Genomic DNA, 24537 nt, shown 5'->3' on the forward strand with positions numbered 1-24537 from the left:
CCATCGTGGAGTTAGCTCACCTCGTAGTGGCTCAGAAAGCCCCGATCGACGTCGACTCCAATGCCGAATCCTGTGGGCGCAGAAACAAAACCAGTTGCCCTCACCGTCTCCTGAACGTCAAGGCGATTGAGCGCAAGATCGTCGCGAAAGCGATTCGGTGTGGTATCGAACTCAAGCAACGGCTGTTTGGGGAACATCGCCCCAGGGAGGTCGGGCATCGTCAACAGCAAATGTATATTTGTCGCAATCGCTACCGCCGAACCCCAAACATGGTTGACGACCGGCACAAAGCGCGAATGGGCCAGCGCCCGCACTTTCAGATACTCAGTGATCCCCCCGAGTGCACACACTTCCGGCTGGGCAATGTCAACGCACTGCGCATCCAATAGATCGCGCCAGCCCCAGCGGGTGAATTCCGCTTCGCCTCCCGCAATGTTGACGTCGAGCGTGTCGCGAAGTCGTCGGTAGCCCTCGCGATCCTCTGGAGCCACCGGCTCTTCGAACCATTCCACCCCCATCGCCGAAAGCTCCCGACCGACCGTCATTGCATCATTGACGTCATAACAGTGGTTCGCATCGACCATCAACGGAAAGTCCGCACCCACAGCATCTCGAACGGCAGCGACCAGAGCGATGTCTTTGCGCACACCCATGCCGATCTTCATTTTGGTGGCTGCGTAGCCCGAAGCCCTAATCTCGGCCGCTTCGTCTGCCATCCTTTCAGCAAGGCCATCACCTCGAGTCAGCATCATGCCGTAGCCATAAACGGGGATCTGCTCTCGAAAAGCTCCGCCGAGTAATTTGTAGAGTGGCTGCTCAGTGGCCTTCCCGAACAAATCCCACAGAGCAATGTCAACGCCGGAAAGCGCCTGAATCGGCATACCCTTCTGGCCGTGATCGCGCAACAGGTTATAGACCCGATGCCACAGCACCTCGCGGTCGAGCGGATCCTCACCCACGATCATCGGCTGAATCACCCGCTCCACGATGACCTTGTTGGCTAAAGCCACATTTCCGGGCCCGAAACATTCGCCCCAGCCCGTGATGCCCTCATCGGTCTGAATCTCCACTATGTGAGCGCTGCGCTTCGCGTAATACTGTTGCGAGTACCCAAGCTCATTGTCGAGGTCGTACTGAAGTACATGACTGATGACTTGTGTAATGCGCACTAGACGGCCCTCAACTCTTCACTCGCTACCGGACGAGTAACTCGTTTGTAAACGAGATAGTCATCAAGCGCCAACACCGAACAATCATGACCAACGCCTGATTGCTTGATTCCGCCATGAGGCAGCTCAATTGCATACTTAACCCCATTGATATGCACTTCGCCGAAGCGAAGCTGCTGCGCAACGTTCGCCGCGCGAGCAGGATCGGCGGTAAATACGAATGAGCTCAGTCCAGCATCGGTCTCGTTGGCCCAAGCCACTGGATCGTCATTGTCGCTGAAAACCCGGATGGCAATGACTGGCCCAAATATTTCTTCAGTAGAAATACGCATATTCGCGTCCACGCCGACGACCACCGTCGGTTCAAGAAACGCTTCGGTAGCGGCACCCGCCGGCACGCTCCCGCCACTGACAACCACCGCCCCGGCCGCTTCTGCTTCGCGAACAAGCGTTGCCACACGGCTAGCCGCGGCCGTATCGATCAGCGGCCCCATATCAACTTCGCCGGGCTTCCCTGTTCCTACTCTGACCGCTGCGGCGCGCGCGACCAGACGATCGATCAGCTGGTGTGCGACTGTTTCGTGTACGAAAACGCGGTTGGGTGCCACACAGATCTGACCGGCGTTCGCAAATTTAAGGGAGCTAATGACCTGAGCTGCGGTATCGAGATCCGCATCGGCGAACACAATCGCTGGAGCATTGCCGCCAAGTTCGAGCGAGTAGCGCTTGATCGATGTCGATCCAACCCGCATAACATGCTGGGCGGTCTCGTTCGATCCGATCAGCGTGATGAGCGCCGGAATCGTGCTGGCCGATAACGCATCTCCTACGACGGCGTCGTCACCGCTAATAATATTGACGACCCCGGATGGGAGCCCCACTTCTGCACACAACCTTCCGAGAATGTATGCAGACAGGGGCGTTTTAGCGGATGGTTTGATCACGATGGGGCACCCGGCCGCCATTGCCGGCCCCAGTTTGTAGGCAATATTGAGCAGTGGAAAATTCCACGCGACAAAAGCGACGACCACGCCAATCGGTTCTCGAACCATCTCGTGCTGGTGGGTACCGGCCACGTCGGGCAACTGCAGAGGCTGCATCGACTGCACAGCATCCGCATAGAACGCAAGAGCATCTATCAGCAGCTGATAGTCATCGGCGGTGTTCTCCCACGTTTTGCCTGACTCCGCACACACCGCCTCGCGCAGCTCCTGTTCCGCACTGATGACCGCATCGCGCAAGCGGTTCATCCATTCGACCCGTTCCGTGGTGGGCATCTGCCCCCACGCTGACGCCGAAGCCTGCGCGCTGGCGAGCGCCGCGCGAGCATCGTCCGCGGTAGCCCATGCCAAGGTCGCCACTGTCAGGCCGGTTGCTGGAGAGATAACGTCGTGTGTTTGTGTTCCTGCGACGAGTTCGCCGCCGACATAAAACTTATGCATTGTGCCCTCATTCATTGTGATGGATACTCGCTTGAGCTACGGTCGAGCCGCAGTTCTTTCGGCGCTAGCCCCGAAACACCGACGTCGAGCGACAAGACGTGGCCTGCCTGCGCCGATTGATCGTGGGGGGCCCCTGCGGTTGTGACAAATAGTGTTTGCAAAGTCGCACCGCCGAACACGCAACTGGTCGGGGACTGAGTCGGTACAGCGATGATTCTGTCGAGCGCTCCGTTGGGGAGGTAGCGCCTTAGCGCTCCCCCGCGAGCGAGCGCCACCCACACAGCACCCTCGACATCGGTCGTGATCCCGTCAGGCGCACCATCCCGTGCATCAATCTGAACAAAACTGCGCCGTTCACCGAGCCCACTTTCCGTCACCGGGTAGCAATCGATTGTGCCGGCCAAGGTGTCTGCAACGTACAGGAGGTCACCTGCTGGGCTCCACGCGATTCCATTCGCCAGCGCAACACCATCGATCATGAGGTCGGCGGTTCCGCCGGCGGTGATGCGCCAGAAACTGCCGGGGGCGCTCTCGCTGGGGGGAACGGTCATCGTTCCGACCCATAAATCTCCCGTCGGCGACACCCCGCCGTCGTTAAGACGCATTGACTCGGGCGCGCTGACCTGAGCGAGGATGTCGGATTGCTTCGTGTGCGGGTCCACCAGAAGAATCCGGAGGCCCGTGGCCACGACGATTCTTCCATCCGCTGCGGGCCAGACCGCTGAAACGGGCGCCTCGAGCTGAAGGGTCTGTGTAGTGTCGCGCACCGGGTCCGTCGCATGCACTGCGCCAGCCGGAATATCCACCCACCAGAGCACTCCGCGGCTGGGGTCCCACACGGGACCTTCACCGAACTCGGCGCAGGGACCAATCGACTCCCATTCGCGGGTTGCCGGTAACGTTGCCGCGGGCCTGTCTCTTTCCATTACGCAGCGAAATCTGCCTCGGTGAGAACGAAAGAGTCTGTGGCGAAAGTGCTGACAACGTCGATATCGACGTCGACGCCGAGGCCGGGGCCCTCCGGTATCGAATAGAACCCACCCGCGCATTCCACAGGCTCAACCAACAGTCTGTTGCCCATGATGAACTGTCCCGGTTGATATTCCATTGTCAAGAGATTTCGAGTGGCCGCCGCCACTTGGATGCCAGCAGCAATGTAGATTCCTAATCCGACGCCCAAATGGAGTGCTACGGGTACATGGAATGCTTCAGCGAGAGCGGTGACCCCCGCGGCTTCAGTGATCCCCATCCGACCGACGTCGGGCTGCAGAACGTCGGCAGAACGTTTGACGAGGCGGTCTCGGAAGTCGTAGCGAGTGCGCAGTTCTTCTCCAATTGCCACCGCTGCTGATAGAGCCTGGGTGACCTCGGCTTGCCCGAGGCTGTCTTCTGGCGCCACCGGAGCTTCGAAGAAACCAAGATCGTAGGCCTCCAGAGCGTGGCCAAGAGTGATCGCTTCGGGCACGGTGTACCGCCAGTGTGCATCAATATTGATTGTCGCTTCAGCACCAAGTGCGTCGCGAACGGCGGCAAAGGAGCGGATGTCGGCGTCGACACCACCGCCGAGCGGAAGTTTGAAATTGGTGAAGCCTTCATCCGCCCATTTCTTTGCACGCTCCGCCCGGCTTACATCGTCGTGAGCTGACAGCCCTGATACGTAGCACGGAACCTGCTCTCGGTACTTCCCGCCCAGCATGTTGGTGATCGATTGATCCGAGAGCTTTCCTTTGAGATCCCACAGCGCAATGTCGCATGCCGCAACCGCATCAAGGTGGTAGCCGTTGAAGTGACCGCGCTCTCGCATCGCGTCATAGTTGTCGAGCCAAATTGCGTTGGAATCAAAGGGATCCCTATCGAGCAGAAAGGGCCCCAAGAGGCGCTTAACAATCTCCGACGCTACCTCTGGCACTAAAGGGGCTTGCGCTTCGCCCCAACCGTAGGTGCCATCGTCTGCTGTAATGCGCACGAGGAAAGTTTCCGACTTCGTCGAGTACGAGGACCGATACTCCTTGTGACGCACATAGTCTCCTCGTTGCCCGGGAATGTCGATGCCGTCATTGCCATTGAAATAGCTTTGGTCGACCTTCACCACATAGCCACGAACTTCTGTGATTCGAACCATTACTCTTGCCCTTCAAAAAACTCGGAAAACTCCTGCATGAACCTGTCAACACTGTCGAACTCCACAGCTGTCAGCTCGCGATGGGGTGTTCGGCAGAGCGAGTTGGCGATGAGCCCGCGCCGTTGTGCAATCGTCTTCTCGATCGCAACCATGCGCTCTTGCTCGTTTGCCCAGCCGACCAAATAGTGCAGAAGTCGCAGGTAGATGTCCCGCGCTTCCGACTCGCGCCCCTCGGTCCACGCGTCATAGATCCCTTGATAGATCTCTACGAAGCCTGAACCTGGTTGCACGCCGACTGCACCCAGCCGCAACGAGTCGAGCATGAACAGTCCGCCACTACCGGCGAAACATGGCACCGCTTTCTCTGCGTTCGACAAGGCGTCGATCAGTGCGTACGGCGGCCGAGACTCGACTTTTACTGCGACAAGATTTGGATGTTGGGAAGCGAGCGCCACGATAGCCTCTGTCGATATCGGCGCGGTCGCCGTCGGCGCATACTGAAGAATCACCGGAGTTTCGGGAATCGCAGCGAGTATGGCCGAACAGTGCTCAATGATCGCCGTAGCACTCGGCGCCATGAACTGTGGAGGCAATAGGTTGATCGCCGCAGCCCCCTGTCGAACACAATCCCGCGCCTCCTCGATCGCGATTCGTGTGGAGTGGGCTTGCACAGCGATGATCGAGGACACTCCGGCCTTTCTTGCACCATCGATCACTTCGTGGATCAACTGCTGACGCTCTGGATAACTCAACTTGTAGAACTCTGAGGCAAAGCCGGGAAACATTACGCCTCGAACTCCAGCGGCGCAGACGTGCTGAAGCACGGCGCGAAACGAGTCGTGATCGACGTCCCCGTTTGGCAAGAACGGCGTGGGTAGCACCGGCACGACCCCAGAGAAAGTGATCACTGTTCATCCATTTCCGCGGCGTCACGCAGTTCAGGCGCACGCCATTCAAGTTCCGTTTTTGACAAGCTGAGAGAGTGCACAAGTGAAGCTCCACCATCAATGACGAGCTCGGCACCGTTAATGAACCCGGCGTTCGCTCCCACCAGGTATCCGATTGCGCTCGCCACGTCAGTCGGTACCCCTCCACGCGGTGACGGTGTTGCCCGCACAAGCTCCCGCAAAAGCAGGTCATTGTTTGCCGTGTCGGTCTCGGCGGTCGTGGCGATGAATCCAGGAGATACAACGTTGGCGCGTACCCCGAGACGGCCGTAGTCAACGGCCAGCTGTTGCGTCAGAGCGACGAGCCCCGCTTTCGCAGCAGAGTACGCCGGCAGCCTCGGAGCAAGCACTTTCTGATGGATTGACGCAATATTGACGATCGCACTTGGTGCATTCGCAACCAGATCGGGAAGCACTCGCCTCGTGAGTCTCATGGCCGCACGCAGACACAAATCGAAAGTGTCGTCCCAGTCGTCGTCAGAAATCTCCGTCAACGCGCCGCGATCGGTGCGACCTGCCGCGTTGACCAGAGTTGTAATCGCGCCGCTCTCGCGCGCTCGCCCCACGACCGTATCGAGATCCTTCGCGTGCGTGACGTTCGCTTCCAGCATGGTCACCGACGCTGAATCGAGATCACTGAGCACCTCGATCATGTGCTGAAGGCGAAGGTCGGCTGCGACCACGTGGAGTCCGAGAGCGACGAGTTCGCGGACGGTCGCGCTACCGATAGCCCCGCCGGCCCCGGTAACGATCGCAACCCGTGGAATCACTTACCGGCACCCAACGTCAGTCCCTGAACAACCCGTCGCTGCATGAAGGCGAATACGAGAATGAGTGGCAGTACGCCCAGTATCGCGGCGGGAAACAGCTCGGTTGGCGCCACCGTGTAGGGGTCAATAAAGGCATAGGCATTCACCATCACTGTCCGTTTTTCTGCCGAGCTCAAGAAAACGAGAGGCACCACGAGGTCGTTCCACACATGCAGGGCGAGGTAGATCATGAGGGTTGCCGTGATCGGCCGCATCAGGGGAAACACGATGGTCCAAAAAATACGGAAAGTCCCTGCGCCGTCGAGCTCAGCGGCTTCTTCCATCTCCAAGGGAATCTGACGCAGGAAGCTCGTGTAGAAGAAGATCGCGACGGGGAGGAACAACCCCATGTAGGTCAGAACCACACCGGTGCGGGTATCCAACAGGTGAAGATCTCGCTGCAGGAGATAGAGAGGTCCGATGATGACGAATACCGGCAAAGTCATTCCGAGAATGAAGAGGCGATAAACCCCGGCGGTCCACTTGCGCGATACTCGCGCTATCGGGTACGCCGCCAGCGCCCCGAGCCCCACAATGAGAATGACCGAGAAGAACAGAATCACAATAGTGTTTCCCAAACTCACCAAGTAATTCATGTTGCCGAATGCAGCGACGAAGTTGTCGAGCGTGGGCTGCAGCGGAAGCCCGAGCGGGTTCTGCGCGAGAGCAGCTGGAGTGCGGAGCGAAGCGAAGACCGTCAACAAGAGTGGCGCGAAAATTGCGAGCACGGCCAACAGGAGCACGACATCGGCAATTACCTTGCCTACAGAACGTTTGGGCTTGGCTTTCCGCGTGGTTGGTTGGCGATGGTTCGGATTCCCGAGCGTTGAGCTAGCCGGAGTGTCGACCTTAGTAGCCATCGTTAGATCCTTTCCTCGCGGCGCCGCATAACGGCGTTGACGATGCTTGTGAGCACAATGATGACGATGAGTAGCAGTACTGCGATGGAGACTCCGTACGAGAAGTCGCCCTGGCCGCCGAAGATCTTTTGATAAATGAGTAGCGTCAGTGTGGTTGTAGATTCTGCAGGTCCACCGTTGGTCATGACGAGTGGATACTCAAAGACCTTAAGCGAGCCGATCATCGACAAGGTCACGTTGACGGTAAGGGACGGTGCCAGCAGTGGCCACTCGATCCAGCCGAACCGGCGCCACCCTCCCGCACCATCGACGCGAGCTGCGTCAAGCAGCTCCGAGGGAAGGTTCATATATCCTGCGTAAAAGATGGCGCACGAAAAGCCTGCGAACATCCACACGTTGACGACCGCGATAGCCCACAGCGCGGTGCTGGGATCTCCCAACCACACACGCGTGAGTGCATCGAGGCCCACCGCGCGCAGCGCCGAGTTGATAGCGCCATCGGGCGAAAAGAATGATGACCAAATGAAAGCGGCCATCAGTGGAGAAATCAACATAGGCAACAGCAACAGCACGCTATACACGCGTTGTTGACGTGGCCGAGTGTAGAGAGCCCGTGCCAGAGCTAAGCCGATACCGTTCTGGAACACGACAACGACAGCGGCGTATGCCAGAGTGCGGATCAACGCGTCCATCACCTGAGGGTCTTGGAACATCTTGACGTAGTTCGCAAACCCCACAAAGTCTCCGGCTTTCCCCGCAGGGCTATCCATAAAGCTGAGTTGAACGCTACTGATCAGCGGGTAAATAATGACGACGAAGTACACAAGCAGAACCGGCGCGAGGTACAGCACGGCCTTGCGGGGGTGTCGAGAAATCAAGGGGCATCCCAATCAGTTGGGCGGGGAAGGACTCTGTCCTTCCCCGCGCGGCTACGGTTCCTACTCGGAAGGGCGGAGTGCCTTATCGAGATCCTCAAGGAACTCTTTTTGATTTGAGTACTGTCCAAGCATGTATGCCTGAATTTTCGACTTCATCGCCTTGTTACCTTCGGCGCTCAGCCACGATTCACGCGGCAAGAAGTGGTAACGGCCATCGTTGTACGCCTCAGTAACAAGCGCGGAGACTTCGTCGTCTGGGTTAGCGGCACCAACCCAAGGGCTGATGGCATGCTCGATCTCAAGATAGGGCGCAGCATTCTCGGGGTCGGCCCAGAAGTCCAAGTAAGTCTTTGCCGCATCAGGCTGCTTAGCCTCAGCATTGATCGACCACGAGGTACCTGAGATGATGCCTACGCTGGATTCATCAGGGTTCTCCGATGCCGGCCACGGCATGAAGGCAATATTCGTCGCCCCAGCCTCTTGAACAGCATCGAGATTCCAGGCTCCTTGGAACCAGAATGCGTACTTACCGGAAGCGAAGTCCGTCAGTCCTTGTGACCATTCGTCGACGCCGAGCGACTCCTTGTAATCGACATACCCCTCGTCTTGCAGATACATGAGCTGGTCGACGGCGTCGCCCCACTCGGTAAAGCTTGCATCGCCGTCGAGGAAGTCAGCATCCCATTGCTTATTCTGCTGATAGATCAGCGTAGATGCGACGCCGTTGAGCGACATTTGCCCCGTGTCTCCTGCTTTGTTCGGCAGCGCAATGGGATCAATCCCGGCAGCTTCGAGCGTCTTGAGGTCCTTCTGGAACCGTGGCCAAGACGTAGGAGGCTCCGAAATTCCTGCCTGCTCGAGAAGGTCGAGATTGACATAAACGCCCTCAGCAATTGACTCCATCGGCTGGGCGTACACGGTGCCGCCAACTTCGATCGAGGGAAGCGCTGCGGGGTCAACATCGGCCACCCAGGACTGATCTGAAAGATCCATCAGGTAGCCAGCTCGACTCCAATCCGGAATCTTGGTGACGTCAGTCATCACGATGTCTGGTGCGTTGCCGGCGAGAAACTCGGGCTGCACCTTCTGAAGGTACGCATCGTTTGCCGGAACAAACTCAAACTGAACGTCAATGTCGGGGTGCGCGGCCTCAAAGGCAGCGTTGATTTGTTCCATGTTGGCGGGCTGTGACCCCCCGCCCTTCCACCCCTGGATCGTGAGGACAGTTCGTCCGTCACTAGACTCGTCCGCCGCCGCACACCCGCTGAGCGCCGCCGCCAGCGTTAACCCACCGGCGAGAGTGAGAGCCAACCCTTTGTTACGAGGACTGTGTCGCATGAATATACCTTTCGTTAATCTTCGTCGATCACATGTGTTGTGGTGCTGGTATTACCAATCGCCGTGCGAGCCATCTGAATGAACAAACCGCGGCGTCGTCCAATCTCCGGGATACTGCCGAGCTCGGACGAGGTCTTCATCCACCTCGATGCCAAGTCCAGGGCCGTCCGGAGTTGCGATAAACCCGTCGCGAATCACAAACGGGTCTTTGAGAATCCCCACCCCAAGATCGGCACCATCATCGGTGGCCGGATACTCTTGAATGAGGAAATTTGGGATGCATGCATCAATCTGTAGGCATGCGGCGAGAGAAATCGGGCCAAGCGGATTGTGAGGCGCGACGCTGACATACTGCGCCTCAGCCATTGCCGCGATCTTGCGGGTTTCCCAGATTCCTCCGGCGTGGCAGAGGTCCGGCTGCACGATTGCTACCGCCCGCGCCGCGAGAAGTTGTTCAAACTCCCACTTCGTAAACTTTCGTTCACCCGTTGCTAGAGGTATGTCCGTTGAATGGGCGATTTCGGCGAGCTGCGCGACATTCTCCGGCAGGCACGGTTCCTCGACAAACATGGGATCAAGATGGGTGATTGCCGCGATAAGACGTTTTGCCATCGCGGGCGATGTGCGCCCGTGAAAATCGAGCGCTATGTCGAATGATCGGCCCACCGCGTCGCGCACTGCGGCGATCCGGCTAACTTGGCGATCGACATAGTCCGGAGTGTCGATGCTAGCCACAGGCCCATCGATGCCGAACTTGATCGCAGTCATGCCGTTAGCCTGAGCCAGGCGCGCGGCGCTCACGAAGTCGCTATCGCTGGTTCCACGAGCGTGTCCGTACATGCGGATTTTGTCGCGCACGTAACCGCCCATCAACTCGTGCACGGGAACATTCAGCTGTTTTCCCTTGATATCCCACAGAGCCTGTTCGATCCCGCTTATTGCGCTACTGATCACGGGACCGCCGCGATAGAAGGCGCCCCTGTACATCACTTGCCAGTGGTGCTCGATTCGGCGCGGATCCTGACCGATCAAGTAGTGAGCAAGGTGCTCCACCATCTGTTCAACGACCCGTGACTGGCCTTCAACTACGGGTTCACCCCAACCCGTAATACCGCTATCGGTGTCGATCGCTACGAACGTCCACCTCGGCAGGACGTGGAAAACTCGAATCGCCGTAATTTTCATGATGCCCACCCCTGTTCGCGTGCAGTGCCCACATATCCGAGTTCGGCGCATATTGCGTCGCGAGTCGCGGCTATCCGTTCGAGATGCCCCTCGAGCACAGGCAAAGGAGCCAAGGCCTTCACTGCGGTGACCGACATTCCGCCAACGACTTTGCCGTCGCTTCCAAAGATCGGCAGCGCGACACAGTTGATGAAGCTCTCTGCCTCAGCGTTATCTCTGGCCCACCCCCGTTCGCGGATGCGATCCAGTTCTGCCAACAGCGCACCAGCACTAGAGATGGTTGTTGGGGTGAAGCGCTCGAAGGTGCAGGTCTCGATGGCCGCGGCACGCACCACATCGGAGGCGTAGGCGAGGGCAGCTTTCGCGACGCCTGCCGTATGCACCAGCGCCCTTCCTCCAACACGAGATTGCAGTTTGACCGGAGAGCCGCCGTCGACCTTGTCGATATAGACGACGTTGTGCCCGATTAGTGAAGCAAGATGAACAGTGTGACCGAGCTCGTGGCTCAGCTCGATGAGATGTTGGTGCGCAACTTCTCGCAGGTCTAAACGGTCCAGTTCCCCTTGGCCGATTGCAACGAGGCCGAAGCCGATCCCCCATTTTCCGTCGGGACTCCGACGCGCGAAACCACGTGCCTCAAGCGTCTGCACAAGACGAAGAACGGTCGAACGATGGACCCCTAATTTCGCGCTGAGGTCGTTAATTCCTTGACGTTCAGCAGCAATGAGCTCGAGAACGTCGAGCGCCCGTTCGATCGAAGTAGCCACCTTTAGCGGCCCTCGTCGGTTGACGAACTACGACGGCGGCGGGGAACAGGAAACACAATCGACACGCGTCCTTGCGTGTTGCCGAACCGACTCATCACCAAGATCTCCCTCGATTAGTGCATCCAGCGCACACACTGTTGCGCTTTTGGAAGAGTATTCCATTAATTGATGAGGTGATCTAGAGAAATTCCCAAAAAACTGCAAAATAGGCACTCGGGTGTGCACATAGCGCACTTCTGGGGTGAAGTGACGCGGCACTCCGCTAGTGGCCGCGCTTTCGCGTCGGCACGGGAAACGCCAGCAGCCCCCAAACCTCGGGCTACCACGAGTGGGGGATTCGACCGGGCGAGACGCCGCTATTGGGCCGGAAGCACTTGAGCGTCGCGAAGCTCGACGTCGCCGTTGGCAGACACCACTTCGAGCAGTACACGCCAGTCGCCGCCGTTGCGTTCTATCACGGCGGGCCGTCCCTGAGTCATGTCGAGCACATCGTCTTCAGTAAGGGTGACACCGTATTCGTCAGCAGCCCAGCCCTGTACTGCGGTGGTGTATTCCGCGAACGCCGCTGAATGACGTTCCTCGAAGCTTTCCGCCGCAGCCACGAGGCCAAGCGCGCTTGCCGCTCCCGCAGCGACCGCCAGCACGGTGAGCGCGAAAGCACGAAGCCGAAACTTGCGGCCGGGGCCGGCGAACCAGTACAGCACCGCGATCACAGCGATACCAAAAGTCGCTAGCGCACCCAGAAACGGAACAAACGCCCACCCCTCAGTGGGGCTCTGATAGAGACCGGGGTTTGTCATGACTCTGGTCCTCGCCGCTCGATGTGTTGTGTAGCACCCGGAAGGAGTATGCCGAGCAACACTCTGTGAGCGTCTAGCGTACCAGCGCCTCAACGACAGAGGCCGGCATCCACACACCGAAGTGAGTAGGGATGCCGGCCCCTGTGCGAAGCGCGAAGCGAGCGCTAGAAAGTAGCCTCGTCGGGGTTCGTGCCCACGCGCTGGTCGCGGTCGATCGCGTCGATAGAAGCCATCTCATCCGCCGACAGTTCAAACCCGAAGACGTCGAAGTTTTGAGCCATACGCTCGCGCGAGTTCGACTTCGGGAACACGATGATGCCGCTCTGCAGGTGCCAACGGATCGCAACCTGCGCTGGTGAAACGCCGTGTGCTTCGGCGGCAGTCTGCAGTGCCGTCTCGCTGAACAGGTCGTACTTACCCTGACCCAGTGGGCCCCACGCCTCAGTGTGGATGCCAAGTTCGGCACCATAGGCGCGCAGCTCGCGCTGAGCGAAAGCGGGGTGAAGTTCGATCTGGTTCACTGCGGGAACCGTTTCACTGCCCGCGAGAATTTTCTCGAGGTGCGGGCGGTGGAAGTTGCTGACACCAATCGAGCGCGTCTTACCTTCAGCCTTGATGTCTTCCATCGTGAGCCACGTCTCGAGGTAGCGGTCGAGGTCGGGGCGAGGCCAGTGGATGAGGTACAGATCCACATAGTCAAGGCCCAGCTTTTCGAGGCTGAGATCCATGGCATCGCGAGCAGAGTCTGTGCCCTGGTCGCTGTTCCACAGCTTCGTCGTGATGAAGAGTTCTTCACGTGGGATACCCGAGGCCTTGATGGCGTTGCCCACGCCCTGCTCGTTGCCGTAGATCATGGCGGTGTCGAGGTGGCGGTAGCCAACCTCGAGCGCGTCGGTGACGATGCGCTCGGTTTCTGCGGGGTCAACCTTGAAGACTCCGAACCCGAGCTGCGGGATGGAATTGCCGTCGTTGAGTTCAATCTGGGGAACAGTCATTTGCCCATCTTGCCACTGACGACTGACGATTCCACCCGCGCGGCTCAAGCTCCTAGCGAACGTGCAAACTTCTAGCCGATGTGGCGCTCGTCCACTCCCGAATACGCCGCGAGGGGTCGGATGAGGGCGTTCGACGCAGCCTGCTCCATGATGTGAGCGGTCCAGCCGGTGATTCGCGCCGCGACGAACAGCGGCGTGAACATGTCGGTGTCGAAGCCCATGAGGTTGTAGGCCGGGCCACTCGGGTAGTCGAGGTTCGGCTTGATGTTCTTGCGGCTCGTCATGGCCGTTTCGAGGGTTTCGTAGAGTTCCATCATGTCGGGGCGGTCGTACTCAGCAATAAGGGTTTCGAGCGCTGCCTTCATGGTGGGCACTCGTGAGTCACCGTTCTTGTACACGCGGTGGCCGAAGCCCATGATCTTGCGCTTCTCGGCGAGTGCTGTCTCGAGCCAGGCTTCGGCGTTTGCGGCGGTGCCGATCTCGTCGAAGACGTGCATGACGGCCTCGTTCGCGCCACCGTGCAACTGGCCCTTGAGCGCACCAATTGCTGCCGTAACCGCGCTGTAGAGGTCACTCAACGTGCTCGTGACGACACGGGCAGTGAAGGTCGAAGCGTTGAAGGAGTGCTCGGCGTACAGAATCATCGACACATCGAATGCATTGACGACAACGAGGTCAGGTACCTCACCGAAGGTCATGTGCAAGAAGTTGGCCGAATAGCTGAGGTCGTCGCGCGGCTCCACGAGCTCCTGGTCGCGACGGCGGCGCTGGTCGTAGGCGATGATCGCCGGCAGCTTCGCCAAGAGGGTCAGCGAGCGCTGCTGGTTGAGTTCTTCGTCGATCATGCTGGCGGGGTCGGTGAGGGTGTCGTCAATGGCGCCGATCACGCTGACGGCGCTGCGCACGACATCCATCGGATGCGCGGTGAGCGGCAACTCGTCGATCACACGCTTGGTGTGCGCGTCGAGGTGGCGCTGCGCACGCTCGGAGGCTTGGAACGCCTCCAGCTGCTCGCCGTTCGGCAACTCACCGTGCCACAGCAGGTAGGCGACCTCTTCGAAGGTGCACTTCTCGGCCAGCTCTTGCACGGGGTAGCCGCGGTACAGCAGGGAGTTCGTTTCGGGGTTGACCTTAGAAATCGCAGTGGTGTCGGCGATGACCCCGGCTAGGCCCTTGCGGATCTCGTTTTCGGGGGTTCCGTTTGAGTCAGTCATGGTGCTCCTCGGTTGTGTCTATCGAGTCAAGAGTGGTGAAAACAGATGGCTAAAAGTGGTTATCGAGAGTGAAGTTGAACACCGACGAATCGAAAGAGTTATAGCTTTCGTAGTCGAGGAGTTCATAGAGGCGGGCCCTCGACTGCATCTCACCGACAACAGACTGCTGAGTGCCGTCGGCGGTGATCGCATCGAGGGTGCGCTCTGCAGCACCCATGGCACTACGCAACAGGGTTACGGGATAAATAACAATGTTTACGCCGATATTGCTCAATTGTGTTGTCGTGAAAAGTTCACTCTTTCCGAACTCTGTCATATTCGCGAGGATCGGGACATCCACGGCATTGCGCATCGCCTCAAACTCGCCAAGGTCTTTCATTGCCTCGGGGAAGATCGCGTCGGCGCCCGCATCAACGAGCTGCTTGGCGCGGTCCATCGCAGCATCCAAACCATCAACGGCACGGATGTCGGTGCGAGCCATGATCAACAGGTTCGGATCGCGGCGAGCATCAACCGCCGCGCGAATCCGCTTGAGGGCGGTGTCGGTGTCGACAACCGCTTTGCCATCGAGGTGCCCACAGCGCTTCGGGTTGATCTGGTCCTCGATGTGGAGCCCGGAGACTCCAGCATCTTCGAGGGTCTGCACGGTGCGAGCCACGTTCATGGGCTCTCCGAAACCGGTGTCGGCGTCAACGAGCGACGGGAGGTCGGTCATCCGCGAAATCTGCTGCGAACGACCAGCCACCTCGGTGAGCGTCGTCAGACCGATGTCGGGCAACCCCAAATCGGCGCTGATGACAGCCCCCGAAATGTAGACGCCGTCAAAGCCCTTGTCTTGGATCAGGCGAGCACTCAGCGGGTTGAACGCACCGGGCACGCGCAGCAGTTCGCCGCTCGCGAGGCGCTCGCGAAACTGGGCGCGCTTGGTGGCTGGATCTGTTTGGGCGTACAGCATTAGAAGATTCCTTTGGCGGTGGTGGCGGGGAAGTTGCCGCGAACGGTCAGCTCACCCAGTTCGGATGCCTTCAGCTCGGGCAGGCGTTCGGCCGCAGCCAGGAAGCGTTCGATTTCGTCACTCGCGAGCACGCCATCCGCGAGGGTGCGGAACTTGGAGACGTACTGAGCGCGAGCGAAGGGACGAGCACCGAGCGGGTGAGCATCCGCAACGGCGATTTCTTCAACAATGCGGCTACCGTCGGTCAATTCGATCTCGACGCGACCACCAAATGCCTTCTCGGCGGGGTCGATCGAGTGGTAGCGACGTGTCCACTCGGCGTCTTCTTCTGTGGTCACGCGCTTCCACAGGGCAACCGTGTCTGCACGGTTGGCGCGCTCGGGAGCGTAGCTGCGCACGTGGTGCCATTCCTTGTCTTGCAGGGCAACCGTGAAGATGTACGGAATGGAGTGGTCGAGCGTTTCGCGGCTCGCGTTGGGGTCGTACTTTTGCGGGTCGTTGGCTCCGGAACCGATCACGTAGTGCGTGTGGTGGCTCGTGTGCAGCACGATGCGGTTGATGTTCTCTTCAACCAGTTCAGGATGCTCGCGCCCGAGCTTGCGGGCGAGGTCGATCCACGCCTGCGCCTGATACTCGGCCGAGTGCTCCTTCGTGTACGAGTCGAGGATCGCGGTGCGCGGCTCCCCCAGCTCAGGCAGCGGAACTTCGTAGTGCGCATCGGGACCGTCGAGCATCCACGCAATCACGCCGTCTTCGCCTTCATAAATCGGGGTGGGGCTGGTCTGCCCGCGCATGGCACGGTCGACGGCTTCAACGGCCATCTTGCCGGCGAAAGCGGGAGCGTGGGCCTTCCACGTGGAGATCTCACCCTTGCGTGACTGGCGCGTGGCGGTGGTCGTGTGGAGTGCCTGGCCGACAGCCTGGAAGATTGTTTCGGTGTCGAGACCGAGGAGGGTTCCGATGCCAGCGGCGGCGCTCGGGCCGAGGTGGGCAACGTGGTCGATCTTGTGTTTGTGCAGGCAGATCGCCTTCACGAGGTCGATCTGAATTTCGTAACCGGTGACGATGCCGCGCAGCAGATCGGCACCCGTGCGGCCGGTGTGCTGAGCCACGGCCAAGATCGGCGGAATGTTGTCACCGGGGTGCGAGTAGTCGGCGGCCAAGAAAGTGTCGTGGTAGTCGAGCTCGCGCACGGCAACGCCGTTGGCCCAGGCTGCCCACTCCGGGCTGACGCGCTCGTCGGAGCCAAACACGGTGGCTCCTGGCGTGTACGGGTGGCGCTCGGCCTGCGCCCGAGCAGCAACAACCGGCGCCCGGGTGAGGGATGCGGTGGCAACAGCAGCGTTGTCAATCACACGGTTGATGACCATGTCGGTCACGGCATCCGTTGGCTCGAGCTGTTCTGCAGCGATGGCTGCGATCTTGTGGGCGAGCTGGTCTTCGCGAGCAAGGTTCTCGTCGCTGCGGTAAACGCGGAGGGCGTGGTCTTTCACAGTGGAGCCTTTCAATTGGCGGCGCGCAGCGGAGAATCTGCGGCCATGGCTAATGCGCTCGTGAGCGCGTGATGGAGGTGAACATGAGTGGCGTGCGCGGCAAGCTCAGCGTCGCGAGCGACGATGGCGTGCACGATAAGGAGGTGTTCGCGAGCGGCAGCGGCCAGTCGATCAGGGTTGTCTTTGGCGAGGCGACGCACGCGCACGAGATGGGTGCGTAGCGAATTCAGGGCGCCTGTGAGGTAGTCGTTAGCCACCGCATCGTCCACCGCGCTATCGAAACGGCGCACGAGATCGAAGTACGCGCTGCGGTCGCTATCGTCGCGCGCCAACATCAGTGGCACGGCCTCGAACTCGCGCTCGAGATCGGCAAAGGTGCTGCCGGTGTGGTGCTCGGCAGCCAAACGTACGGCCATCACTTCGAGCGCCTTGCGCACATCGAAGAGTTCGCGGATGTTGTCGACCGACACGTCGCTGACGACAAGTCCCCGACCGGATTGGCTTGCCACGAGCCCATCCGTCATGAGCCGCGACAGTGCTTCGCGCAGCGGGGTGCGGGATACTCCGAGCCGCGCCGCTTGCTCGACTTCGCCCAGGATCGTTCCGGGAGCGAGTCGCCATTCCACGATGTCGTCGCGCAGCTCTTGATAAGCACGTTCGCTCGCTCTGAGTGGTGTTGCCATGCGCACCTCCAAGGCCAGCAAACTCGGTGCGGGCGCGCGAAGCCACGACACGGGATTCTGTATACAAGAATCTCAGTCTAGGCCTGATTCTAAAGAAATCAAGCCGAATTTTAGGTAAACTGTATACAGATTACCGTCGAGCGCGAGCCTCAAGATAGGCGGCAAATGCCTCCCGACTCGTTTTGCTCGGGGTGAAGCCAAAGGTGTTCTTGAGCGCAGTGTTGTCGAGCACAGGCCGATACAACAGAAAGTTGACCTGAGCAGGCTTGTGGGGCGTGAGCTTGAGGGCGTGGCCAACGCCCAACGCCACCGTGAACAGCCACGCCGGAATCACAAGCATCTTCTTCCCCAACGCGGCCGCGATCTGCGCGACCGTCATTTTGCCGTCACCTGCGACGTTGAAGATTCCGGCTGGCCCACCACTGGCGGCACGCACCATGACCTCAACAACGTCATCCACCCAGACGAACACAAAGGGGCTGTCTGAGCCGGCGAGCTTCAGCACGCGCCGGCTTTCCCATAACGCCGTGATCTGATTGTCGACTGCCGGGCCCAGAATAGTGCCGATACGAAACACGGTCTGTGTCAGTTGCGGTGCCGTTTCGCGCAACTCGGCCAGCATCTCTTCGACCATGCGCTTGTGACGGCTATACGGAAAGTCATCATTGCCACGAATGGGGTCGCTCTCAACAATCCACTCAGCATTATTCGGGTGGTAGCCGTACGCCGCACCACTCGACGACACGACCACGCGCGTGACCCCGGCCGCAACGCAAGCGTCGAACACGGCTCGCGAACCCTCAACGTCGACCGCAAATTCTTGAGTGACCGTGGTGCTCTTGCCCGGGTTCACGATGGAAGCGAGGTGAACGACGGTGTCGATCTCGTGGCGACGCAGCAGCTCGGGCAGGTCAGGGGCATCCGTCACGTCAACGCGTTCGTACAGCACCCCCGGCAGTCGCACGCCGGGGCTGGGAGCTCGAATATCGGCGCTGACCACGCATTCAATGGCGTCGGATGCAGCCAACCCTGCTACTACCGAGGTGCCCAAGAATCCGGTGCCACCCGTCACAAGAACTCGACTCACGCGTGTGCCTCCGCTTCGTTTGCTGAGCTACCGGAATTCGGCCCCGAGCTGTCTGTGGCGCCCCGTGCCTTGCGGCGGCCCCACCAGGTCGCCAGTGCGAGCCCGGCGATGATGTCCCAGATACCCCACCATCCCGCAACAACGGCCATTCCGCCTAGTCCCCCAAAGAAGGTGAATACAAGCCCGAGCCCGAGGCCGGCGTTGCGGATTCCCACCTCGAAGGTCACCGCTTTGGCTTCGTAGAGCGCCAGACCTCCGAGACGCGCACTGGCATAACCGAGGCCGAGCGCAACCGCGTCGTGCACGAAAACAGCAAGCAAGACAACGCCAACGTAGGCAATAAAGAATGCGAAGTTGCCTGCGAGCGCCGCAATGATGAACCCCAGCAATGCCAGCAGGCTGACCCATTTCACGGTGGGCTGCACCTTCTTGGCAAATGCCGGCCAGCGGTTCTTGATCGCGAAACCGAGCACGAACGGCAGCCCGATAATCAGAACGATCTCCAGCAGCATCTGCCAACCGTTGAGACTGACATTTTCGAGAATCGCGGATGCTGTGGGGTGCCATCCTCCCCACAGCGACAGGTTCACCGGCAACATGACGATGTAAATCACGTTGGTGACCGCCGTCATCGAGACTGAGAGAGCAACGTTGCCCCGCGCTCGATAGGTGAGAACCTGGGAAACATTTCCCGGCGGACAACACGCAACCAGAATCATCCCGAGCGCAATAGAGGGCCCGACCTGCAGCAGTAGCGTGAGCCCGAACGTGACGGCGGGCAAGAGTACGAGTTGGGCAACAAGGGAGATCACGAAGGCGCGGGGAGCTTTCAGTACCGCTCGAAAGTCGTCGATGCTCGTATCGAGGGCGATGCCGAACATGATGAGGCCGAGCACAATGCTCAGCGCGATGAGCGAGCCCGGACTGAAGTTGAGCAGCGCATCATCGATAGTCATGACTGTTCCTTAACGTCGCGTGCCTTACGGGTAAGGGCCTCACGGGCGCGCCGCACTGCGCGCCGGTAGGCATCCTTATTGACGTAGTACGACATGCGTTCCAGCGCCAAATACTTGTAGCCGCCGGTGAGATCGGGCCACGGTTGTTCAACCTGCGCGCGAAAGTGCGCCGCAGCCCGGGGAGCTTCGTCTTGAGCGGCGAGGTAGGCCGCGAGCAGCTCTGCTTGTTCGTACCGGCCCTGCCACCCAATGCCGCTGGCCTCAATCATTCCCATGACATAAAGACCATTGAAGCTGGGCGGGAAAATGTTGAGGTAGAGCTCGGGAGCGAGGGAAGACCAATTAAGGTGTTCACGATCGACGAAGGGGTAGTCCAAGGTGTAGCCGGTGGCTAAGACAATAAGGTCGTAGTCGGCTTTCGTGCCGTCCGTGAAATGCACGGTATTACCCTCGAAGCGCTCCGGCGCGGGCACCACTCGCAGGTCGCCCTGACCGAGGTGCCCCAACACCAGCGTGTTCACAATGGGGTGCGACTCATAGATCTTGTAGTCCGCGGGCGGAAAACCGAACTTCACCGGGTCACCCGTAAAGGCCTTCAGCACGCGCGTGTCAACGAACTGCTTAATCTTCGCCGGCAGCGGTCGGCCCTGGTTCAAGGTGTCCGCTGGTTTGCCGAACAGGTAGCGCGGCACGAAGTAGTAGCCCCGCCGCACACTCAGGTCAATGCTGTTGGCGTGGTGCACGGCATCCACGGCAATATCGCAACCGCTGTTGCCTGCGCCGACAACCAGCACGCGTTTGCCCGCAAAGATGCGCGCTTTCTTGTATTCACTCGAATGAATGATCTGACCCGCGAACTCACCGTCGAACTGCGGGATGCTGGGGCGCGCCAAAGTGCCGTTAGCCAGAATCACGCCGTCGAATCGCTTCGTTCGCGGCACATAGCCACGCGTCACGCTCGTGACATTCCACCCGCCGTCGTCGGTGGGTTCGAGCCGTTCTACCGTGGTGTTGAAAAGAAACTTCTTGCCGAGATCGAAGCGATCGCTGTACGCCCGAAAGTACGTGCGCAGTTCACGGTGACTTGGATAATCGGCGGTCGACTGCATCGGCCACTCACGAAACTCGGTCGTCGTGCGCGACGAAATGAGGTGCGCAGATTCGTACATTGTGCTGCGCGGGTTGTCGATGTTCCAGAGACCTCCGACGTCGGCAGCAGACTCGAATCCGAGGTACGCAATGCCTGCCTTATCGAGGGCCCGGGCAGCAGCAAGTCCTGATGGACCAGCACCAATGATGGCGATGGTGCGAGGCATCCATTCCTCCCCGGGTGAACGACATTATTCGTGGCGTTTCGCAGCCTAGCGCTTTCTAGCTAAACAGCGCTTCCCGCTCGCTGCGGCGGCGACGCTGCTCTTCGGGGTCTGGCAGCGGAACGGCGGCGATAAGGCGTTGCGTATATTCCTCTTGGGGATTACGCAGCACTTGATCGCGCGTGCCCTGCTCGACGATCTTTCCGCGGTGCATCACAGCAATGCGGTCGGCGAGAATGTCGATGACGGCCAGGTCGTGGGTCACAAATAGGCAGGCAAAGCCCAGTTCCTTCTGGAGCTCTTGAAAGAGTTCGAGCACCTTGGCCTGCACCGAGACGTCGAGCGCCGACGTAGGTTCGTCGGCCACGAGTAGCTTGGGGCTGAGCGCGAGCGCGCGGGCGATTCCGACGCGCTGACGCTGACCGCCCGAAAGCTCGTGCGGGTAGCGGTTACGCATGTGGGCCGAGAGCTGCACGCGGTCGAGCAACAAGCTCACGCGGGCTTCCTCGTCTTTGCGACTGAAGCCGCCACCGAGGCGCATCGGCTCTCCGATGCTCTCGCCGATCGGCATCCGGGGGTTCAAAGAAGAACCCGGGTCTTGAAAGACGATGCCGATGTCACGACGTACGGCACGCAAGTTGGCCTTGTTGATACCGACCATATTGGTGCCGACGATGTCGAGCGTGCCTTCCACGGCAGGAAGCAGCCCAACAACCGCCCGACCGATTGTGGTCTTGCCCGAGCCGGACTCCCCCACCAGGCCCAGAACTTCGCCCTGACGAATCGAGAGGTTGATGTCATCCGCAGCGCGAAACGCGGGAACCCGGCCACGCTTCGGGTACTCGATGGCGACGTTAGTCATCGTCACGACGACCTCTCGGTCATCCTTCGAGACGGATGCTTCGCCAGCTTCACCGAGGTGAGGAACCGCTTCGAGCAGAGCCTGAGTGTACGGATGCGTGGCTCCGGCGAACAGCGAGTCTGCTGTTCCCGTCTCCACCACTTCGCCGTCCTTCATGACCATGACACGGTCCGCGAGGTCGGCAACGACCCCCATGTCGTGGGTGATGAGGATGATCGCGCTATCGAGCTTGGAGCGCAAGTGATGCAGCAGTTCCAAGATCTCAGCCTGCACGGTCACGTCGAGCGCCGTCGTCGGCTCATCTGCGATGAGCACGCGAGGGTCGCACGAGATTGACTGAGCGATCATGGCACGCTGGCGCTGCCCGCCCGATAACTGGTGCGGGTACGAGTCGAACGCTTTTTGCGGGTCGGGAAGCTCCACCATCGCGAGCAGTTCCAGGGCACGCTTTTTGGCATCCACCCGCAGCATGCCGGCGTTGTGCACTTGAAGCGCCTCCACGATCTGGAACCCGATTGTGTACACGGGGTTCAACGCCGTCATGGGCTCTTGGAAGATCACGGCGATACCGGCACCGCGCAATTGGCGCAGACGGTGCAGGGATGCTCCGACCAGTTCTTCACCGGCCAGCTTCACGCTGCCCGAGATACGTCCGTTCTCTGGCAGAAGTCCGAGCAGCCCCATTGCGCTCGTGCTCTTACCCGAACCCGATTCGCCCACGATGGCGAGCACTTCGCCACCCTGCAGCGTGTAGCTCACGTTTTTGGCGGCGGTAACCCACTCGCCCTCGACCCAAAAGTCGACACCGAGGTCAGTGACCTCGATCGCGGGAACCTTCGCGGTTGCCTCGGTAGTAGCTGATTCAGTCATCAGGAGTCTCGCCTTTCACCCTGGATGCGTGGCTCTCGTGGGAACATGGTTCCGTGTCGCCAAACTTCACCCTGCACTCGCGATTCGGGCGCGTACTTTCGATTGTTGTCATTGCTGCCTTCGCAGCGGGACTTCTTGTCACAGCTTTTCAAGGCCGGTGGCTGGATGCTCTGCAGGTCGCGCCCGTCTTCGGACTGCTCGGCCTGCTCACGTGGGGCATGTTCTGGCGCCCCCATGTTCGCGTCACGGCGTCGGGTGTCACCCTGCGCAACGTGCTGCGCACCATCGAGGTCGCGTGGCCCGAAATTCGCCGCATCGACACCAAGTACGCGCTCACTCTGGAGACGGCGCATGGCACGGTCACCGCGTGGGCTGCCCCCGCTCCGGGCCGTCATGCCGTGTTCAGCGCTGTGCGCCAAGACGGTAAGAACCTGCCCGAATCGAGCTACCTTGCGGGCACGGTGCGACCCGGCGACCTCATCACGTCGGATTCCGGTCAGGCTGCGTACGTCATCCGTAAGCACTGGGAGCAGTTGCGCGATGCTGGACATTTGGATGGCGCCACGAGCGAGTTCACGAAGCTGCGAGTCGCGTGGCACTGGCGCACGATCGCGGCTCTCGTGGCGCTGACTCTGCTCAGCATGCTCACGACGTTTGGCTAGTTTCGCCGCCCTCATTTGTTTGAGGTTCCGTCGCCGGGACGTGCGCCGGGGATGTAGGCCTTGAAGAAGTTGCCGATTTCGGCGCCGAGGCTACGTTGACGAGGAACACGCTTTTGGCGAGGGTCGAACGCATCGCGCAGTCCATCACCGATGAAGTTGATGCACAGGGCGATCACGACGATGAACAGACCTGGCCACCAGAATAGCCACGGGCGCGTCTTGAACGCCTCGTTGTACTCGCTGATGATCTGGCCGAGCGAAATATCCGGAGCCGTAATTCCGAAACCGAGGAAGCTCAGTGAGGTCTCGAGCAGAATCACCGCACTCATCAGCAGGGTTGCGCTCACGACGATCACGCCGACAGTGTTGGGCAGGATGTGGCGGAAGATGATGCGGAAGTCGCTTGCCCCAGCAACCCGGGCTGCATCCACGAACTCACGTTCGCGCAGGCTCAGGAACTCGGCACGCACAAGACGCGCCATACCGGTCCACGCGATGAGTCCGATCATCACGGCGAGCAGGAAAGCGTCGCCACCGATGGTCTGGCCGAGCACGGCACCGAGGATTAGCAGCGGAACGATGATGATGACGTCGGTCAGACGCATGATCACCTGGTCAACCCAGCCGCGGTAGTAGCCCGCAAGAGCGCCGAGAACCACGCCGATCACGGTCGAGATGATTCCCACGACGAAGACAACATTGAGCGACTGCTGCATGCCGCGCATCACGCGAGCAAAGACGTCTTTACCGGTGTTGTCCTGACCGAAGGGGTGCTCGCCGAAACTGAACGGCCACCATGTGAAAGTGGGGGCGCCGCCGGGAAGCAGAATGTCGTAGCGCTCCCACCAGGTGTAACCCCACCACCCGGGAATACGGAATCCATCGATGATGAGTCGAGTGCCGGTGGGGTCTGGTGTGAGCTTGCCGGTACCTCCGATCACCGTGCCCACGGAGGTGAACGCGAGAAGCACAAGAAAGAGCAGCACGAACACTGAGATAACGGCGCCGCGGTGCTGCAGGAAGCGGCGGCGCACGATCGCGCCCTGGCTGAGACCTACCGTCGCACGCTGTTCGATGCTGAGCTCTTGGCCTACCGACTGCTCGTCGGCTGCGGGCTTCTTGTCGGTCAT

Annotated in this window: 23 protein-coding genes; 1 reads left to right on the plus strand and 22 read right to left on the minus strand. The window is 59.9% G+C overall.

From position 1 onward, the window contains the following. Positions 1-11 precede the first annotated feature (11 nt). The 21 genes from ACR3YK_RS02635 to ACR3YK_RS02735 form a co-directional block, all read right to left on the minus strand. A complete protein-coding gene (locus ACR3YK_RS02635) occupies positions 12-1169 on the minus strand; it encodes a mandelate racemase/muconate lactonizing enzyme family protein (protein ID WP_486175693.1) in 1158 nt (385 codons plus the stop codon). Beyond that, complete coding sequence (locus ACR3YK_RS02640; protein ID WP_486175694.1) at positions 1169-2626, minus strand: aldehyde dehydrogenase family protein; 1458 nt, start codon at positions 2624-2626, stop codon at positions 1169-1171. Before ACR3YK_RS02640 ends, ACR3YK_RS02635 begins: the two co-directional genes overlap by 1 nt. After that, a complete protein-coding gene (locus ACR3YK_RS02645; protein ID WP_486175695.1) occupies positions 2623-3537 on the minus strand; it encodes an SMP-30/gluconolactonase/LRE family protein in 915 nt (304 codons plus the stop codon). Before ACR3YK_RS02645 ends, ACR3YK_RS02640 begins: the two co-directional genes overlap by 4 nt. Next, on the minus strand, positions 3537-4733 hold the full coding sequence (locus ACR3YK_RS02650) for a mandelate racemase/muconate lactonizing enzyme family protein (RefSeq protein WP_486175696.1): 1197 nt from the start codon (positions 4731-4733) through the stop codon (positions 3537-3539). Before ACR3YK_RS02650 ends, ACR3YK_RS02645 begins: the two co-directional genes overlap by 1 nt. After that, positions 4733-5641 carry a dihydrodipicolinate synthase family protein gene (locus ACR3YK_RS02655; RefSeq protein WP_486175697.1) on the minus strand — a complete coding sequence of 303 codons (909 nt, stop codon included), beginning with the start codon at positions 5639-5641 and terminating at the stop codon, positions 4733-4735. Before ACR3YK_RS02655 ends, ACR3YK_RS02650 begins: the two co-directional genes overlap by 1 nt. Then, positions 5638-6450 (minus strand): SDR family NAD(P)-dependent oxidoreductase, encoded by an 813-nt coding sequence (locus ACR3YK_RS02660; protein WP_486175698.1) that lies wholly within the window; start codon positions 6448-6450, stop codon positions 5638-5640. Before ACR3YK_RS02660 ends, ACR3YK_RS02655 begins: the two co-directional genes overlap by 4 nt. Next, entirely contained in the window at positions 6447-7349 is a 903-nt protein-coding gene (locus tag ACR3YK_RS02665) for a carbohydrate ABC transporter permease (protein WP_486175699.1), read from the minus strand. The genes ACR3YK_RS02660 and ACR3YK_RS02665 overlap by 4 nt, the downstream gene beginning before the upstream one ends. Positions 7350-7351: 2 nt before the next feature. After that, positions 7352-8227, minus strand: coding sequence for a carbohydrate ABC transporter permease (locus ACR3YK_RS02670; protein WP_486175700.1), 876 nt, complete (start codon positions 8225-8227; stop codon positions 7352-7354). A 60-nt stretch (positions 8228-8287) separates the two neighbouring features. Continuing rightward, positions 8288-9565 carry an ABC transporter substrate-binding protein gene (locus ACR3YK_RS02675; RefSeq protein WP_486175701.1) on the minus strand — a complete coding sequence of 426 codons (1278 nt, stop codon included), beginning with the start codon at positions 9563-9565 and terminating at the stop codon, positions 8288-8290. 51 nt (positions 9566-9616) lie between these two features. Then, complete coding sequence (dgoD, locus tag ACR3YK_RS02680) at positions 9617-10750, minus strand: galactonate dehydratase (protein WP_486175702.1); 1134 nt, start codon at positions 10748-10750, stop codon at positions 9617-9619. Further along, positions 10747-11517 carry an IclR family transcriptional regulator gene (locus ACR3YK_RS02685; protein WP_486175703.1) on the minus strand — a complete coding sequence of 257 codons (771 nt, stop codon included), beginning with the start codon at positions 11515-11517 and terminating at the stop codon, positions 10747-10749. Before ACR3YK_RS02685 ends, dgoD begins: the two co-directional genes overlap by 4 nt. A gap of 356 nt (positions 11518-11873) precedes the next feature. After that, complete coding sequence (locus ACR3YK_RS02690; RefSeq protein WP_486175704.1) at positions 11874-12317, minus strand: hypothetical protein; 444 nt, start codon at positions 12315-12317, stop codon at positions 11874-11876. A 164-nt stretch (positions 12318-12481) separates the two neighbouring features. Then, the gene (locus ACR3YK_RS02695; RefSeq protein WP_486175705.1) at positions 12482-13312 is read right to left on the minus strand and encodes an aldo/keto reductase; all 831 of its coding nucleotides are present in this window, start codon (positions 13310-13312) and stop codon (positions 12482-12484) included. A 71-nt stretch (positions 13313-13383) separates the two neighbouring features. Further along, on the minus strand, positions 13384-14526 hold the full coding sequence (locus tag ACR3YK_RS02700) for a bifunctional 2-methylcitrate synthase/citrate synthase (RefSeq protein ID WP_341620459.1): 1143 nt from the start codon (positions 14524-14526) through the stop codon (positions 13384-13386). Between the two features lie 49 nt (positions 14527-14575). Next, complete coding sequence (gene prpB, locus ACR3YK_RS02705; RefSeq protein ID WP_486175706.1) at positions 14576-15481, minus strand: methylisocitrate lyase; 906 nt, start codon at positions 15479-15481, stop codon at positions 14576-14578. Then, positions 15481-16974: an MmgE/PrpD family protein gene (locus ACR3YK_RS02710; protein ID WP_486175707.1), complete on the minus strand. Its 1494-nt coding sequence runs from the start codon at positions 16972-16974 to the stop codon at positions 15481-15483. Before ACR3YK_RS02710 ends, prpB begins: the two co-directional genes overlap by 1 nt. Positions 16975-16985: 11 nt before the next feature. Continuing rightward, positions 16986-17657 (minus strand): GntR family transcriptional regulator, encoded by a 672-nt coding sequence (locus ACR3YK_RS02715; protein ID WP_486175708.1) that lies wholly within the window; start codon positions 17655-17657, stop codon positions 16986-16988. Positions 17658-17787: 130 nt separating this feature from the next. Then, on the minus strand, positions 17788-18744 hold the full coding sequence (locus ACR3YK_RS02720; RefSeq protein WP_486175709.1) for an NAD-dependent epimerase/dehydratase family protein: 957 nt from the start codon (positions 18742-18744) through the stop codon (positions 17788-17790). Beyond that, positions 18741-19700, minus strand: coding sequence for a bile acid:sodium symporter family protein (locus ACR3YK_RS02725; RefSeq protein ID WP_486175710.1), 960 nt, complete (start codon positions 19698-19700; stop codon positions 18741-18743). The genes ACR3YK_RS02720 and ACR3YK_RS02725 overlap by 4 nt, the downstream gene beginning before the upstream one ends. Continuing rightward, a complete protein-coding gene (locus ACR3YK_RS02730; RefSeq protein ID WP_486175711.1) occupies positions 19697-21016 on the minus strand; it encodes a flavin-containing monooxygenase in 1320 nt (439 codons plus the stop codon). The genes ACR3YK_RS02725 and ACR3YK_RS02730 overlap by 4 nt, the downstream gene beginning before the upstream one ends. A gap of 55 nt (positions 21017-21071) precedes the next feature. After that, positions 21072-22745, minus strand: a complete 1674-nt coding sequence (locus ACR3YK_RS02735) for an ABC transporter ATP-binding protein (protein WP_486175712.1) — start codon at positions 22743-22745, stop codon at positions 21072-21074. A gap of 53 nt (positions 22746-22798) precedes the next feature. Here ACR3YK_RS02735 and ACR3YK_RS02740 point away from each other — a divergent pair, with 53 nt between their 5' ends. Continuing rightward, entirely contained in the window at positions 22799-23407 is a 609-nt protein-coding gene (locus ACR3YK_RS02740; protein ID WP_486175713.1) for a PH domain-containing protein, read from the plus strand. 11 nt (positions 23408-23418) lie between these two features. Here the strand turns inward: ACR3YK_RS02740 and ACR3YK_RS02745 are convergent, their stop codons facing one another. Beyond that, a complete protein-coding gene (locus ACR3YK_RS02745; RefSeq protein ID WP_486175714.1) occupies positions 23419-24537 on the minus strand; it encodes an ABC transporter permease in 1119 nt (372 codons plus the stop codon).

Source organism: Salinibacterium sp. 10G20-15, assembly GCF_057365065.1.

Excerpts from the sequence above, each read along its gene's own strand:
- ACR3YK_RS02715 (WP_486175708.1), bottom strand. The coding sequence starts at position 17,657 with ATGGCAACACCACTCAGAGCGAGCGAACGTGCTTATCAAGAGCTGCGC.
- ACR3YK_RS02675 (WP_486175701.1), bottom strand. The coding sequence starts at position 9,565 with ATGCGACACAGTCCTCGTAACAAAGGGTTGGCTCTCACTCTCGCCGGT.
- ACR3YK_RS02640 (WP_486175694.1), bottom strand. The coding sequence starts at position 2,626 with ATGAATGAGGGCACAATGCATAAGTTTTATGTCGGCGGCGAACTCGTC.
- ACR3YK_RS02645 (WP_486175695.1), bottom strand. The coding sequence starts at position 3,537 with ATGGAAAGAGACAGGCCCGCGGCAACGTTACCGGCAACCCGCGAATGG.
- ACR3YK_RS02730 (WP_486175711.1), bottom strand. The coding sequence starts at position 21,016 with ATGCCTCGCACCATCGCCATCATTGGTGCTGGTCCATCAGGACTTGCT.
- ACR3YK_RS02695 (WP_486175705.1), bottom strand. The coding sequence starts at position 13,312 with ATGACTGTTCCCCAGATTGAACTCAACGACGGCAATTCCATCCCGCAG.
- ACR3YK_RS02665 (WP_486175699.1), bottom strand. The coding sequence starts at position 7,349 with ATGGCTACTAAGGTCGACACTCCGGCTAGCTCAACGCTCGGGAATCCG.
- dgoD (WP_486175702.1), bottom strand. The coding sequence starts at position 10,750 with ATGAAAATTACGGCGATTCGAGTTTTCCACGTCCTGCCGAGGTGGACG.
- ACR3YK_RS02650 (WP_486175696.1), bottom strand. The coding sequence starts at position 4,733 with ATGGTTCGAATCACAGAAGTTCGTGGCTATGTGGTGAAGGTCGACCAA.
- ACR3YK_RS02690 (WP_486175704.1), bottom strand. The coding sequence starts at position 12,317 with ATGACAAACCCCGGTCTCTATCAGAGCCCCACTGAGGGGTGGGCGTTT.
- ACR3YK_RS02700 (WP_341620459.1), bottom strand. The coding sequence starts at position 14,526 with ATGACTGACTCAAACGGAACCCCCGAAAACGAGATCCGCAAGGGCCTA.
- ACR3YK_RS02725 (WP_486175710.1), bottom strand. The coding sequence starts at position 19,700 with ATGACTATCGATGATGCGCTGCTCAACTTCAGTCCGGGCTCGCTCATC.
- ACR3YK_RS02745 (WP_486175714.1), bottom strand. The coding sequence starts at position 24,537 with ATGACCGACAAGAAGCCCGCAGCCGACGAGCAGTCGGTAGGCCAAGAG.
- prpB (WP_486175706.1), bottom strand. The coding sequence starts at position 15,481 with ATGCTGTACGCCCAAACAGATCCAGCCACCAAGCGCGCCCAGTTTCGC.
- ACR3YK_RS02735 (WP_486175712.1), bottom strand. The coding sequence starts at position 22,745 with ATGACTGAATCAGCTACTACCGAGGCAACCGCGAAGGTTCCCGCGATC.